Annotated in this window: 13 protein-coding genes; 11 read left to right on the forward strand and 2 right to left on the reverse strand. The window is 57.6% G+C overall.

Annotated features, from left to right (window positions below; translation table 11 throughout):
- The first annotated feature begins 104 nt into the window (after positions 1-104).
- Complete coding sequence (panB, locus tag ACFO6X_RS11755) at positions 105-980, forward strand: 3-methyl-2-oxobutanoate hydroxymethyltransferase (RefSeq protein ID WP_382433238.1); 876 nt, start codon at positions 105-107, stop codon at positions 978-980.
- Positions 981-1,007: 27 nt separating this feature from the next.
- Here panB and ACFO6X_RS11760 read toward each other — a convergent pair whose 3' ends face one another.
- Positions 1,008-2,552 carry a methyl-accepting chemotaxis protein gene (locus tag ACFO6X_RS11760; RefSeq protein WP_382433240.1) on the reverse strand — a complete coding sequence of 515 codons (1,545 nt, stop codon included), beginning with the start codon at positions 2,550-2,552 and terminating at the stop codon, positions 1,008-1,010.
- 167 nt (positions 2,553-2,719) lie between these two features.
- On the opposite strand from ACFO6X_RS11760, the gene panC reads away from it, so the two are divergent.
- The 7 genes from panC (at position 2,720) to ACFO6X_RS11795 (ending at position 10,726) form a co-directional block, all read left to right on the forward strand.
- Positions 2,720-3,577 carry a pantoate--beta-alanine ligase gene (gene panC / locus ACFO6X_RS11765; RefSeq protein ID WP_382433242.1) on the forward strand — a complete coding sequence of 286 codons (858 nt, stop codon included), beginning with the start codon at positions 2,720-2,722 and terminating at the stop codon, positions 3,575-3,577.
- A gap of 34 nt (positions 3,578-3,611) precedes the next feature.
- A complete protein-coding gene (locus ACFO6X_RS11770) occupies positions 3,612-4,253 on the forward strand; it encodes a pseudouridine synthase (protein WP_382433244.1) in 642 nt (213 codons plus the stop codon).
- Between the two features lie 219 nt (positions 4,254-4,472).
- The gene (locus ACFO6X_RS11775) at positions 4,473-4,841 is read left to right on the forward strand and encodes a response regulator (RefSeq protein WP_382433246.1); all 369 of its coding nucleotides are present in this window, start codon (positions 4,473-4,475) and stop codon (positions 4,839-4,841) included.
- Positions 4,842-4,863: 22 nt separating this feature from the next.
- Entirely contained in the window at positions 4,864-7,107 is a 2,244-nt protein-coding gene (locus tag ACFO6X_RS11780; protein WP_382433248.1) for a chemotaxis protein CheA, read from the forward strand.
- Between the two features lie 28 nt (positions 7,108-7,135).
- The gene (locus ACFO6X_RS11785; RefSeq protein WP_382433250.1) at positions 7,136-9,325 is read left to right on the forward strand and encodes a methyl-accepting chemotaxis protein; all 2,190 of its coding nucleotides are present in this window, start codon (positions 7,136-7,138) and stop codon (positions 9,323-9,325) included.
- Positions 9,326-9,336: 11 nt separating this feature from the next.
- The gene (locus ACFO6X_RS11790; RefSeq protein WP_382433252.1) at positions 9,337-9,849 is read left to right on the forward strand and encodes a chemotaxis protein CheW; all 513 of its coding nucleotides are present in this window, start codon (positions 9,337-9,339) and stop codon (positions 9,847-9,849) included.
- A gap of 7 nt (positions 9,850-9,856) precedes the next feature.
- On the forward strand, positions 9,857-10,726 hold the full coding sequence (locus ACFO6X_RS11795; protein WP_382433254.1) for a CheR family methyltransferase: 870 nt from the start codon (positions 9,857-9,859) through the stop codon (positions 10,724-10,726).
- Between the two features lie 18 nt (positions 10,727-10,744).
- Here ACFO6X_RS11795 and ACFO6X_RS11800 read toward each other — a convergent pair whose 3' ends face one another.
- Positions 10,745-11,278: a phasin family protein gene (locus ACFO6X_RS11800; RefSeq protein WP_382433256.1), complete on the reverse strand. Its 534-nt coding sequence runs from the start codon at positions 11,276-11,278 to the stop codon at positions 10,745-10,747.
- Positions 11,279-11,440: 162 nt separating this feature from the next.
- Between ACFO6X_RS11800 and ACFO6X_RS11805 the strand changes: the two genes are divergently transcribed.
- The 3 genes from ACFO6X_RS11805 to ACFO6X_RS11815 all read left to right on the forward strand — a co-directional run bounded on the left by ACFO6X_RS11805 (position 11,441) and on the right by ACFO6X_RS11815 (position 14,410).
- Complete coding sequence (locus ACFO6X_RS11805; protein WP_382433258.1) at positions 11,441-11,695, forward strand: hypothetical protein; 255 nt, start codon at positions 11,441-11,443, stop codon at positions 11,693-11,695.
- A gap of 498 nt (positions 11,696-12,193) precedes the next feature.
- Entirely contained in the window at positions 12,194-13,666 is a 1,473-nt protein-coding gene (locus tag ACFO6X_RS11810) for a methyl-accepting chemotaxis protein (RefSeq protein WP_382433259.1), read from the forward strand.
- Between the two features lie 30 nt (positions 13,667-13,696).
- Positions 13,697-14,410, forward strand: a complete 714-nt coding sequence (locus ACFO6X_RS11815; protein ID WP_382433261.1) for a substrate-binding periplasmic protein — start codon at positions 13,697-13,699, stop codon at positions 14,408-14,410.
- The last annotated feature ends 52 nt before the right edge of the window (positions 14,411-14,462 follow it).

Consider the following 14,462-nt stretch of genomic DNA (forward strand, 5'->3'; position numbering starts at 1 on the left):
GCATAGCGGCTTTGTCGCCTATGCTGTGCCTATGACACCGCAGGGGGCTACACTGCGCGCCTTTCATGGACTTTGCGAGTTGGCCCCTGATGACACACACCGCCATGCCTGCTTCTACCACTGCCACACCTTATGGCACCTTACCTCCCGCCTCGCCGCTGCCCCAGCGCCGCCCGGTGAGCTTGCCACGCCTGCAACAGATGCGCGAGGCTGGTGACAAAATCACCATGCTGACTGCCTACGATGCCACCTTTGCCGCCGTGGCTGACGCAGCAGGCGTGGAGTGCCTGCTGGTGGGTGATTCGCTTGGCATGGTGTGCCAGGGGCTGGCCAGCACCGTGGGCGTGACGCTAGAGACCATGATCTACCACACCGACAGCGTGGCCCGTGGTTTGCGCCGCGTACAAGGCACGGCCTGGGTGGTGAGCGATTTGCCCTTTGGCAGCTACCACGAATCCAAAGAGCAGGCCATGCGCAGCGCCTCGGCGCTGATGCATGCGGGTGCCCACATGGTCAAACTCGAAGGCGGTGGCTGGACGACCGAAACCGTACGCTTTTTGGTAGAGCGTGGCATTCCGGTTTGTGCCCATCTGGGTTTGACACCCCAGACGGTGCATGCGCTGGGTGGCTACCGGGTGCAGGGCAAAAGCGAGCAAGCTGCCCAAACCTTGCGTCGCCATGCCCACGAATTGCAGGATGCAGGTGCCACCATGGTGGTGCTGGAGATGGTGCCTGCCGAGTTGGCGACCGAACTGACGCAAGAACTCACGCATTGCCACACCATTGGCATTGGTGCTGGCAATGGCACAGCCGGGCAGGTGCTGGTGTTGCACGACATGTTGGGCATGAACTTGGGCAAGATGGCTAAGTTTGTACACAACTTTATGCAAGACGCGGGCAGCGTGCGTGGCGCGATGGAGGCCTATGTGCGCGCCGTGAAGGCAGGCGCTTTTCCAGATAACGCGCTGCACGCCTGGTAGTGCTGGGCGCGCGCCAGCGCAGGGCGGTTACAGGCGGAACTGCCCCACCATGCTGGAGAGCTTTTGCGCTTGCTCGTTCATAGAATGGGCCGCGGCCGCCGACTCATCCACCAGCGCCGCATTTTGTTGCGTCATTTGGTCGAGTTCGTTCACGGCGGTCTGTACCTGCCCGATGCCGTCACGCTGCGATTGCGCCATGGCTGCAATTTCGGCAATCAACTGGCTGACTTGTTGCACCCCTTGCACCATTTCGCGCATCACGTCGCCCGATTGCGCCACCAGTGAGGCACCGGCGGCCACAGTGCTTTCGGATGCCTGAATCAATTCTTTGATTTCCTTGGCCGATTGGGCGCTGCGCTGTGCCAGGGTGCGCACTTCTGAGGCCACCACGGCAAAGCCTCGGCCTTGTTCACCGGCGCGGGCCGCTTCCACGGCTGCATTCAAGGCCAGAATGTTGGTCTGGAAGGCAATCCCATCGATGATGCCCACAATGTCCCCGATGTGTTTGGAGTGGTCGGTGATTTGCGACATATTCGCTGCCACCTTGGCGACCACATCGCCACCCAGATTGGCCGAGCTGGACACGGTTTGCGCCAGCCGCGCCGCTTGTTGGGCCGAATCTGTGGACTGGATGACAGTGCGGGTTAGCTCATCAATGGCCGTGGCCATCTCTTGCAGGTTGGTGGCCGTTTGTTCGGTGCGGTGGCTCAGGTCAAGGTTGCCTTGGGCAATTTCGGTGGAGGCCCCTGTGACAGATTGCGTACCGGCACGCACTTGGGCTACCAGCTCCCGCAGTCGGCCATTCATGGTGCCAACGGCATTCATCAATTGGCCGATTTCATCCGACCGATTGGATTCTAGGTGGGCGCTCAAATCGCCTTGGGCAATGGTTTGTGCCACTTCTACGGTGCGCGCCAGTGGCGTGGTAATGCCGCGCACAATCCACCACGCTGCCAGCAGACTCAGGCACAGCACGATGGCAATGGCCGAGGTGCCTAGCAGCCGAGCGGTTTGCACGGCCTGCAAGCCCTCGGTGCGGGCTTGATCGCGCAGGGCTTCTTGGATGGTGATAAATTTCTTTAACGATTCCAAATAGTCGTTGCTGATGGGCATCAGGCGGCTCGTGGCCAGCGTGCGTGCTTCATCAAACTTTTGTTCTTTTTTCAGGGTGTTGATTTGGGCCACCATGGCCAAGATGGGTTGGCGAAAGGCATTGACATCGGCCAGCGCCTGCTTGGCCTGTGCATTTTCGGTTTCTGCTTCAATGCGCTTGTGTACCTGCCCAATGTCGGCGATGGTGGCCTTGATCAGGCTGCCGAAAGTCTGGCCTACGTTTTCGTCTGAGCTGACCGCAATGGCAACCACACGTTGCAGGTTGTTGCCGATCAGCCCTTTCCACTCCAAGGCCAGCTTAATGCCAGACTCGTATTGGGCCACGCTGCTCATGGTGTGGTGCAGTGCCCGTCCTACCGATGCTTCCATCAGCCCTACTGCCACCGACAGGGACAGCAATATGGCAATGATCAAACCGATGAGCTTGGCTTTGATAGAGGTGAGTTGAAATGCACCCATGATGTGTTGTCCCCCCTTAACACGTAAAATTCTTTTCCTAGGCGTGGCAACGCGTCTGCCCTTGCAATACAACCGCACCCTGCCGGTGCGGCAAGCGTACCATGCTGTATGGAAGGCTAGAAGCCAACACGTAGGTTGGACACAGCCCGATTTTCAGCCCTTGTTTTATGCACATCGTCCACACCATTCCCGAGTTGCGTGCCGCTTTGGCATCCAGCCGCCAACCCGCTTTTGTTCCCACCATGGGCAATTTGCACGAGGGCCATATCTCTCTGGTACGCCAGGCCAAGCCATTGGGCGATGCCATGGTGGTCAGTATTTTTGTCAATCGGCTGCAATTTTTGCCACATGAGGACTTTGACAGCTACCCGCGCACCTGGGAGGCCGATTGTGCCAAGCTGCAAGCGGCTGGCTGTGATGTGCTGTTTGCACCGCGCGAGGCGGATTTGTATCCCGAGCCGCAAACTTTCAAGGTACAACCCGACCCACAGCTGGCCGACATTCTGGAGGGGCAGTTCCGTCCCGGCTTTTTCACTGGCGTTTGCACGGTGGTGATGAAGCTCTTTAGTGCGGTGTTTGCGGGCAAGCCCCAGGGCGTGGCGGTGTTTGGTCAGAAAGACTACCAGCAGTGGCTGGTGCTGCGGCGCATGGTGCAGCAGTTTGCGCTGCCCATCGAGATCGTGCCCGGCCAAACCCAGCGCGCTGCCGATGCTTTGGCTCTGAGTTCACGCAATGGCTACCTGAGCGAGGCTGAACGGGCCGAGGCCGTGCAGCTTTCGTTGGCCCTGCGGGCTTTGGCACACGCTGCCTTGGCCGCCGCCGACACCTTGCCCCAGCAATGGCAAGCATTGGAGGCGCAGGCCATGCAAGCCTTGCAGGCGCGAGGCTGGCAGCCCGACTACCTCACGGTGCGCCGCCGCAGCGATTTGCTCCCGCCCCAGACTGGGGATGGCAGTGGTGCGCTGGTGGTGTTGGGGGCCGCCCGTTTGGGCAGCACCCGCCTGATTGACAATTTCGAGATCTGAGCGTGCCCAGGATGATGGCTGTGCCAGTGGGTGCATGGTGACCTCTGCCCCACGCCCGTTTGCTCGGCGCCGTGGCGGGCCGCCACCACGGCGGTTGCCCCGGTCTGCACCTGTTCAGCCCCGCCTGCTGTTGCTCAACAAACCCTTTGATGTGTTAACCCAGTTCAGTGGTGGCGAGGGCCGCGCTACCCTGAAAGATTGGGTGGATGTGCCTGGTGTTTATCCGGCAGGCCGTTTGGATCGAGACAGCGAGGGCTTGCTTTTGCTGACCAATGATGGTGCCTTACAGGCCCGCATTGCCGACCCTCGGCACAAATTGGCAAAAACCTATTGGGTGCAGGTAGAAGGCATCCCTACCGAGGCGCAATTGCAACAACTGTGCAGCGGAGTGTTGTTGAACGATGGCCTCACATTGCCTGCCCAAGTGCGCAGCCTAGAGCCTCCTACATTGTGGGAGCGTAACCCCCCGGTGCGGTTTCGCCAGCATATTCCTACGGCTTGGTTGGAGTTGGTGATTCGCGAGGGTCGTAATCGGCAGGTGCGCCGCATGACGGCAGCGGTGGGTTTGCCTACATTGCGCTTGGTGCGTGTGCGCATTGGCCCGTGGGCATTGGATGGGCTAGAGCCGGGCCAGTGGCGTGAAGTGCCCGCTGTGTTGGCACCTGCCCCAGAGTAAGCACCGTTTGGAGCTGGGTGGCCCGAGACGGGGTATGGGTATTGGAGTGCCGCTAAAAATGTAAATGATTCTCATTTAATATGCTGTACCTGCCGGTTAGTGGTGCGCCAAGACGTCATGGTTGGGGGGCGTTGTTTTCTACGCTGGCTGTCTGTGCATACCAGTGTCACAAACGGCCGCTAACTTCAGGTGCTACAGCAGCTTTGATTGGAGTTATCCATGTCCAAGACCATCATGATCGTTGACGATTCGGCCTCTCTGCGGCAAGTGGTGCGCATTGCCTTGCGGGGTGTGGGCTTTGAGGTGATTGAGGCCAGCGATGGGCAGGAGGCGCTGGAGCAGCTGGATGGCAAAAAGATCCATTTGGTGATCAGTGATGTGAATATGCCGCGCATGGATGGCATCTCGTTTGTCAAGGCAGCCAAGCAGATTCCGGCCTATCGTTTTACGCCGGTGGTGATGCTGACCACAGAATCGGGCGAAGCCTCTAAAGAAAGAGGCCGGGCGGCGGGTGCCAAGGCCTGGATGAACAAGCCTTTTCAGCCCGCGCAAATTGTGTCGGTGGTGTCTAGGCTGATTGCACCCTGACCGATTGCGGAGCCAACCCAGTATGAACCTTGATGAAATTCTCCAGACTTTCATCATCGAGAGCCGTGAGCTACTCGAAGGCATGGAGCAGGCGTTGCTGCAACTGGAGCAGTCTCCGGCAGATGCCGAGCTGGTACATGCCGTTTTTCGTGCGGCCCACACTATCAAGGGGTCGGCCGGCTTGTTTGGCTTAGATCATCTGGTGACGTTTACCCACCATGCCGAAAATGTGCTCGACCAAGTGCGTGCCGGTCAGTTGCCATTTTCTAGCGGGTTGGTGGCGCTGTTGTTGCAGGTGCGTGACCATGTGGGCGCATTGATTGACCATGTGGCCGGGGGTACGGCACCCAGTGCCGCCGTACATGCCCGCAGCGTGGAGCTGATGCAGGCATTGCAAACTTGCAGTGTGCCTGCGCCCACCCACCCACATCCCTTGGATGATGCGGCCATTGTGTCGGCGTTGGCCCGGCGAGCCACCGGCCCCAAGGCCACGGCCAGCCAAGATGGCACAGCCACGCCACGGGCGGCCAGCAGCGACTGGCATATTTTTTTGCGCTGTGGCCCGGACATGCTGCGCGATGGCATAGACCCGCTGGCATTGCTGCACTGTCTGAACAGTCAAGGGCGCATAGTGGGCATGGTCACGCTGAGTGACGAATTGCCAGACATGACGCAGATGGACCCGGAGGCTTGCTACCTTGGGTTTGCCATTCGCTACCAGAGTGCTCTGGCTGCACAGGCCATTGACAGCATGTTTGAGTTTGTGCGCGAGGGGGCGCAGGTGGGCATCGTGCCGCCGCACAGCCCGCTCCAAGATTACCACCACGCCCTGCCTGACGCCCCGGATGTGGCTGTTTGGAGGCAGGCACTGCAAGGGTGTGGCACCCTGAGCCCAGAGGAGCTGGCGCTGTGGTGTCCACCATTGCCCTCTGCATCTGCCGCTGTGCTGCCTTCTGTGGAGGCTGGGGCTTCTAAGGCATCGCAATCGGTGGTTGCTGGTGTGCTGCCACAGGCGGCCAAATCGGCAGAGGTGGCGTTGATTCGTGTCCACGCAGACACGTTGGATGCACATATCAACTTGATTGGTGAACTCATTATTGCCAGCGCAGGCCTGCATCTGGCAGTGGCACACAGCGGCTTGCCCGCGTTGCAGGAGTCGGCTTCGGTGCTGGCGCGGTTGGTGGAGTCGGTGCGTGGCTCGGCTTTGCAGTTGCGCATGGTGCAAATTGGGGCCACATTCAATAAGTTTCAGCGTGTGGTGCGCGAAGTGTCGCAGGAGATAGGTAAAGACATTGCCTTGGAAATCAGCGGCGCTGAGACCGAGTTGGACAAGACGGTGATCGAGAAGATTGGTGATCCGCTCACCCATCTGGTGCGCAACGCCATTGACCACGGCATTGAGCCGGTGGCGGTGCGGGTGGCCCGTGGCAAACCGGCTCAGGGCCGGGTGCGCTTACATGCCTGCCATGACTCGGGCAGCATCTTGATTGAGGTGTCGGATGATGGTGGCGGGCTGTCGCAGCAGCGTATTTTGACCAAGGCTGTGGAGCGCGGGTTGGTGCGCCCCGACCAAGCATTGACCGAGCAAGAAATACAGCAGCTTATTTTTGAGCCCGGTTTTTCTACTGCCGAGCAGGTCAACAACCTGTCGGGGCGGGGCGTGGGGATGGATGTGGTGCGCCGCAACATCACTGCCCTGCGCGGCAGCATCGACATTCAGAGTGTGGAGGGAGCTGGCACCACTATCCGCATTCGCTTGCCATTGACGCTGGCCATCATCGACGGGTTTTTGGTCACCGTGGGGGATGCGGCTTTGGTCATTCCGCTGGAGATGGTGGAGGAGTGCATCGAGTTGACGCCGCAGGCTATGCAAGCGGCTCCCGGTCACGACGTATTGCACTTGCGTGATCAATGGTTGCCCGTGATTCGTTTGCGGTCGTTGTTTGGCCTGTCAGAAGCCCCAGCGTTGCCTGCGGGTTTTGCCACGGTGGCGCCACAAGAGACGCAAGCCCGCCACAACGTGGTGGTGGTGCGTTGCGGTGGGCACCGTGCAGGCTTGATGGTCGATGCCTTGCACGGTGAATACCAAACAGTGATCCGCCCGTTGGGGCCGGTGTTTCACGGTTTGCCGGGTATGAGTGGTTTCACCATTCTGGGCACCGGTCAGGTCGCATTGATTGTGGATGTGCCGCAGTTGTTGGCCACGGCGGCAGGGCGCCATGACGACAGCATCGGTCTGGGCAGCCACGAAGTGAGCATGGCATAAGAAGTTCAACCAAGGAAGTTCCAAGAATATGTTCGGAAACCTCAAGATCGGGACGCGGCTGGGGCTGGGCTTTGCGCTGGCGTTGGCCTTTTTGTTGGCAATTGCTGCTGTGGGGGTGGGCCGCATCGGGGCCATCAGCAAAGATGTGGAGTCTTTGTCTAATCAGCAGCTCAATGAGGTGGTGCTGGCCAATGAGATGATCGATTTGATCAATTTGCAGGCCCGCACGCTCAATGGTGCAATGGTCTACGCTCTGTTGCACGCTGATGCCGATATGCAGACCCAGCTTGATAAGCTGGCTACCACCGGCGACCAAATTGCCGACCGCTACCGGCAACTGGAAGCGGTGCTCACCGAGCCCAAGGAGGCACAGCAATTGGCTAAAGTGGCCGAGGTGCGCAAGCTCTACCGCGAAGCTCAAAAAAAGGTGGTAACGCTGTTGCGCGCCAACAAGCCCGAAGAGGCTGCCGTGGAGCTGTTGGGGCCAGCCCTAGAGGCCCAAAATGCCTATGTGCAGAGTGTGGACAGTTTGCTGACCTTGCTAACGCAGATGGCACGACAAATGGGCGTGCATGCCATGGGTGAAGCCAATGAAACCCACTGGCTCATCGTGGGGCTGGGCGCGGCGGCGGTGGTGCTCAGTGTGTTGTCGGGAGCTTGGATTACCCGCAGCATTACCGGGCCAACACACCAATTGCTGCACAGTGTGGAACAGATGGCCCAAGGGGATTTCAGCCGTCCTGTGACCTTGCAACGCCAGGATGAAATAGGGCAGTTGGCGCAGGCCATGCGCAGTTTGCACGCGGCAGTGCATGGCATGGCTGCCGATGCACAGTTGCTGATCAAGGCGGCGGTAGAGGGCAAGCTATCGACCCGGGCCGATGAGTCCCGCCATCAGGGAGACTTTCGCAAAATTGTGCAAGGTGTCAACCAGACTTTGGACGCAGTGATTGGCCCGTTGCATGTGGCGGCGGGGTATGTTGAGCGCATTGCACAGGGGGATGTGCCTGCACGCATTACCGATACCTACCAGGGCGATTTCAATACGCTCAAGAACAACCTCAACACCTGTATGGATGCTGTGCAGGCCTTGGTGGCCGATGCCACCATGTTGGCCCACGCGGCTGCACAGGGGCAGCTATCTACCCGTGCCGATGCAGGGCGGCACCAAGGGGACTTTCGCAAGATTGTGCAGGGGATTAACCAGACACTCGATGGCATCGTGCTGCCGGTCAATGAGGCGGTCGCGGTGCTCAAAGAGATGGAGCGTGGCAACCTGACGCGCAAGGTCAAGGGCGACTACCGGGGCGATTTGCAGGATTTCAAAGGTGTGGTGAACAACACGGTCGAGAAGCTCTCGCAGGCGATGGTGGAGGTGAGCACCACGGCTGCCAATTTGGTGTCGGCCACGGCCCAGGTGTCGGCCACCTCGCAGGCACTGGCCCAGGCATCGAGCGAGCAGGCGGCATCGGTGGAGCAGACCTCGGCGGCCATGAACCAGATGGCGGTATCGATCCAGCAAAACACCGACAACGCCAAGGTGGCCGATGGCATGTCGGCCCAAGGCAGCCAGCGGGCTACAGAAGGGGGGCAGGCCGTCACAGAGACGGTGGGGGCCATGCAACAGATTGCCCGCAAGATCAGCATCATCAATGACATTGCCTACCAAACCAATTTGCTGGCGCTCAATGCCGCTATTGAGGCGGCCAGAGCGGGCGAGCATGGCCGGGGCTTTGCGGTGGTGGCGGCAGAGGTGCGCAAGTTGGCCGAGCGCTCTCAAGTGGCGGCGCAAGAAATCAGCCAATTGGCGGTGAACAGCGTGGGCATGGCCGAACGGGCGGGCACTTTGTTGGACGAAATTGTGCCCGCTACCCAAAAGACGGCTGATTTGGTGCAAGAGATTGCTGCGGCCTCGCAAGAGCAGAGCGTGAGTGCTGGTCAGATCAATGTGGCGATGGGCCAGCTCAACCAGATCACCCAGCAAAACGCCAGCGCCTCAGAGGAGTTGGCCGCTACGGCGGAGGAGATGTCTTCACAGGCTGCCAATTTGCAAGAGGTCATGGCTTTTTTTGTGGTGGCTGGTAACGAGGCCCACATCAGCCGTTGGGCCAGCGCAGCACCCAACAGGGTGCCTCGGGTGTCTGGCGGTATTCCTGCCTTGGCGCCAGCACCGGCGCTGATGAGCAGTGCCGATGAAGCCGATTTTGTGTCGTTTTGAGGCGGATGGTCATGTTGATGGAGACAGTCTCTGTGGCATCGGGGGGGGCCGTACGGCCACAGCAGTATTTGACGGTGCAGGTGGGGCAGGAAATATTCGGGCTGGGGATTGAGGCCATCCGCGAGATCCTCCAGTACCGCGATTTGACCGCAGTGCCCTTGGTGCCCCCGCTGATTCGCGGGGTGATTAACCTGCGTGGTGCCGTGGTGCCAGTGATTGATTTGGCAGTGCGTTTGGGCCGCCCGGTCAGCCCAGTGACCGAGCGCACCTGCATCGTGATTGTGGAGTTGCCCGACAGTGAGCAGGCACCGCCGGGCTACAAGATGGGGCTGGTGGTTGATGCGGTCTCGCAGGTGCTGGAGTTGGCAGAAGCCGACAGGCAGCCACCACCAGAGTTTGGCACTCCTTTGCGCCGGGATTTTGTGCAGGCGATGGGCAAAATGGCGGGGCAGTTCATTGTCTTGCTGCAACTGGCGCGCTTGCTGTGGCTGCCCGAAGTGGCGGTCATGGGGCAGATGCGCTGAGTTTGCTATGGCCCATCCCTTGTGTATGCCTTTGCCGCCGCTGTTGACCAAGCTCTCGGGTAAGGAGTTCGCGGCTTTTCAGACGCTGATTTTTCAGATGACGGGTATCAGCCTGTCTCAGGCCAAAAAGGATTTGCTGGTGGGGCGTTTGGCCCGGCGGGTGCAGGCCTTGGGGTGCAAGAGCTTTACAGAGTATTTTGACTACCTGATGAAGCGCAAAAATGCGGGTGAGTTGCAGGCTATGATCAATTTGGTCACCACCAACGAGACCTATTTTTTTCGTGAGCCTCGGCATTTTGATTTTTTGCAACAGTGTGCTGCGCAACGCCCGCGTCAAAACCGTGATGGGTTTCGGGTGTGGAGTGCGGCGGCCTCCAGTGGTGAAGAGGCCTACACTGCGGCGATGGTTTTGGCCGAGACGCTGGGGCAGCGCCCTTGGGAGGTGGTGGGCACAGACATCAGTACCAAGGTGTTGGCTACTGCCCAAGGGGGGCATTACCCACTGACCCGGACAGAAGGGATTCCGTTGTCGTTATTGCGAAAATACTGCCGCAAAGGGATACGGGAGCAAGATGGTACTTTGTTGGTAACTAAAGAATTGCGCCAGCGGGTGCAGTTTTTACACTGCAATTTATTGGCCCCTGCATCGGTGACGGGCCAATTTGATGTGATATTGATCAGAAATTTGCTGATTTATTTCAATTTGGAAACCAAGAAGAAAGTGATTGCCAACTTGCTGCCATTTTTGCGCGAGGACGGTTATTTGATCGTAGGGCATTCCGAGTCTTTGAAGGGCGTGACTCAGGCATTGGTGCAACATTTGCCCAGTATTTACCGCCGCGCCTCGTCCTTGCCACTGGTCAGACCCAAAGTCTGACCAGCGCAGCGCGCGCGCTCAGGCGGTTGCAGGCAGGCTGCTTTGGGCCGCCGCCAAGAAATTGGCTTGGGCGGCATCACCTGCCTGTGTCACCACCTGTTGCAGGGCGCTGACGGCTTCGTTGGCCGATGCCAAACGGTTTTTCATGCTGGCACTGAACACCTGCGCCGTTACAGGCATGTTTTTGAGTACGGTGCTGATCTGGTTTTGTGCCTGTGCCCAATGGTTTTGCACATCACCAAGCCGGTTGTTGGAGTGCTGATGCCATTCTTGCCCGAGGTGGTTGGCAATTTGGTACAGCTCTTGACCGTAGTGGCTGGCTTGCTGGGTCAGGGGTTGCACCGCACTTGCTTGTAAGGCGGTGAATTCTTCTAGGCGTTGCACTTGGAGCAGTTTGTTCCAGTGCTGGGTTTGTTCGCTCAAGGCACTTTGTGCGGTTTGGACATTCAGTGTGGCAATTTGCACCAGGCTTTCACAGGCCTTGCGTGTAATGTGCTGAACAAATGCAAAGGGTTCGGCGGGGGTAAAGAGCGAGCGGACGGTGTTGGGCATGGTGATCTGGGGTGAAATGGAAGCTATCAATGTAGAAGTCAAATATGACATTTATGTGAATAGCAGAGCATTAATGTTGCGCTGCAACATAAGGTAAAAATGCTGCTAGAATTGTTGAGTCACCCCGTTGTTCATGAGTATGACAATTTGTAAGGATTCACAATGATTGCCATAAAGAAAGCACAAAAGATCATTCAAAGAGAAATGGATTCTGTTGCTGCTACTATTTTTTCTGAACTGGTGTTGTCGTTGGAAAAAAATACCAGCTTCAATATGCATAGACTCTATGAGCTGGATTACAAAAACTTTGAAACTGCGGTTGAAATCATCAAAGAATGGCGTCTGGATCGATACTATGCCAGCAAAGTTAAAATATTAGCCAGTGCCTTGTATATTGAGGAAATACATAACCAATGAGCGTTGCCGAGTCGGTGCATTCAACGGCCTATCCGTGCCATCTGGATAGTGATGAATGCATTTTTAGCTGAATTGGTTTATTGTTGCGTTTTTTTGTTTTGTGGCATCTGGATGGCGATGCCGATTGGTTTTCTCTCATTGGCTCATTTTCTGAAGTGCGCCACGGCCTGCGCTGTGCTTATGGGCGTGCTCTATGCTTGGCCCCAAACTTGCACATTGGGCACCCTCTTCTAGGCGCTGGCTGTAGCGCATGGTATAAGCTGTCTTGGCACCAGAGGTTCATGGGGCATTTGCAGTGCCTATATGACAATGACCCAAGGTGCCCAGTGGTGGTGCGGTGCGGGTGTCCTGCTGTGGTGGGGTGGGGATTGCCCGTATTGGTGGTGCCGCTGCTGGTGCAAAAAAGCCATCTCTCTTTGTGTATCATGGGTGTTGCTTAATGGGCTTGGCACCCGTGGCAAACGGCTGCAATTTCAGAATGAGATTTTTAAGATGAAGATGACCAGCATTAAACTGCGGCTGAATGTTTTGTTCGTTGTCATTATTTCCGTGCTGTTGTTGGCGTTCAGTGCGGTCAGTTACTTCAGAACTAAATCTACTCTAGAGCGTAATAATGCCCATCAGGTAGAAATGGCGCTCAAACGGCTGTCTACCAATCTTCCTAGCTTGTTGTGGAGTTTTGACAGCGAGCAGTTGAGCAAGAATCTGGATTCTGAAATGTCGGCCAGCTTCCTCAACGGCATCATCATCACCAGTGGTCAAAAGGTGCTTGGGGGGGTCTCGCGTGGGGGCGATGGCAAGACTGTTGCGGCCACCCAGCCTCCAGCCGCAGATTTTTCTAAGGAGGTGGAGCTGTTCTTCCACGATGGTGGCAAGGCCAACCCGGTAGGTAAAGCCGTCATTTATGTGTCTACCGAAGAAATCCGCGAAGCCTTGGGGCAAGAGCTGTTGCGCGCACTGTTGCAGGTGTTGATTTTGGATGTGGTGATTGTGATTGCGCTGTCTTCCATCCTCAATTCGATGGTGCTCAACCCACTGGCCCATGTGGGCCATGCTCTGCGCGAGATTGGGCAAGGCGATGCCGATTTGACCCGCCGCCTGCCCCGTGCCAATACCGATGAGTTCAATGATGTGGCGGAGGGCTTTAATACCTTTGTTGAACGCTTGCAAAAGATCATGGTGCAGATTACCCAAAGCGTGGGCACGATCTCGCATGCTTCTGAAGAGATTGCGCGGGGCAATATGGATTTGTCGGCCCGCACCGAGTCTCAGGCCAGCTCGTTGGAGCAGACGGCGGCCTCTATGGATGAGATTACCAACACGGTGCGACAAAATGCCGACAGCGCCCAGCAGGCCAACCAGATGGTGGGGGCTGCTGCCGAAGTGGCCGCGCGTGGTGGTGCCGTGGTGAAAGAGGTGGTGCAGACGATGGGGGCCATCAATGCGTCGTCGCGCAAAATTGTGGACATCATCAGCGTGATCGATGGCATCGCCTTTCAAACCAATATTTTGGCGCTCAATGCAGCGGTGGAGGCCGCACGCGCAGGTGAGCAGGGGCGTGGTTTTGCCGTGGTGGCCTCTGAAGTGCGCAGCTTGGCCGGGCGCTCTGCGGCGGCGGCCAAAGAAATCAAGGGCTTGATTGATGAGTCGGTAGCCAATGTGGGCATTGGCTCTAGGTTGGTAGACCAAGCAGGCTCTACCATGACCGACATTGAGGACAGTGTGAGCAAAGTCACGGGCATCATGGCTGAGATTCATGCCGCCACCGATGCCCAAACCTTGGGCATTAGCCAGATCAATGAGGCTATCCGCCAGATTGACAACAACACCCAACAAAATGCCGCATTGGTGGAGGAGGCTGCGGCAGCAGCTGGCTCTATGCAGACCCAAGCGTCTCATTTGGCGCAGGCGGTGAGTGTGTTCAGGTTGTCGGAGTCGGCCTCCTCTTCCCGTTTGCTGGCGTTGCGCTAGTTTTTCCCACCCTGATAAAGGAGTTTACCCATGATGAAGCGTTTGGTTTCTACTTTGGCTGCGGCGGCTGCCCTGACTGTTGGCTCGTCGGTTTGGGCACAAACCGCCCAATTGGTCTACAACGAAAATGCGGTGGGGCAGACGGTGGCAGGCAAGCTGATTGCCGACATTTATAAAAAGGCAGGGATGACGGCCAATGCGGTGCCTGTGCCGGGTGTGCGGGCCAATGCGATGGCTTTGTCGGGGGAGAAGGATGGCGAGGCCGGGCGTATTGGCGCTTATTTTGTCAAGAACCCAACGTTGATCAAGGTGGAGCCTTCGCATTACTACCTGTCTTCGGCAGCTTTTGCCAAGAAAAGCAAAAATGTGGTGATCAAGTCGAAGGAAGACCTGAAAAAATACAAGGTGGGCATTGTGCGGGGTATTGCCCACGGTGAGGCAGCCACCGAGGGCGTGCCGGGGGTGCAGTTGGCGGCTTCGTATGAGCAGCTTTACAAGATGCTCGATGGTGACCGTATTGACGTGGTGATCGATGAAGGCATCAGCGGCCCGATTGTGTTGAAAAAGATGGGTCTGACCGATATTGGGCAAGTGGCCGAGATTGCGCGTTTGGATCTTTACCACTCTCTCAATCCGGCCAAGAAGGATTGGGCGCCCAAGATTTCTGCGGCCATCAAGGCCATGAAGGAGTCTGGTGAGCTCGATAAGCTGGTCAAACGTTACGAAGAAGAAGCCACGAAGTGAGGTGTTCCCCGTTGGCATAAGACGGGGGGTTTGCTGCGGCTGAGGTGGGAGG

Source organism: Giesbergeria sinuosa (assembly GCF_042652905.1).
GTDB classification, from domain to species: Bacteria; Pseudomonadota; Gammaproteobacteria; order Burkholderiales; family Burkholderiaceae_C; genus Simplicispira; species Simplicispira sinuosa.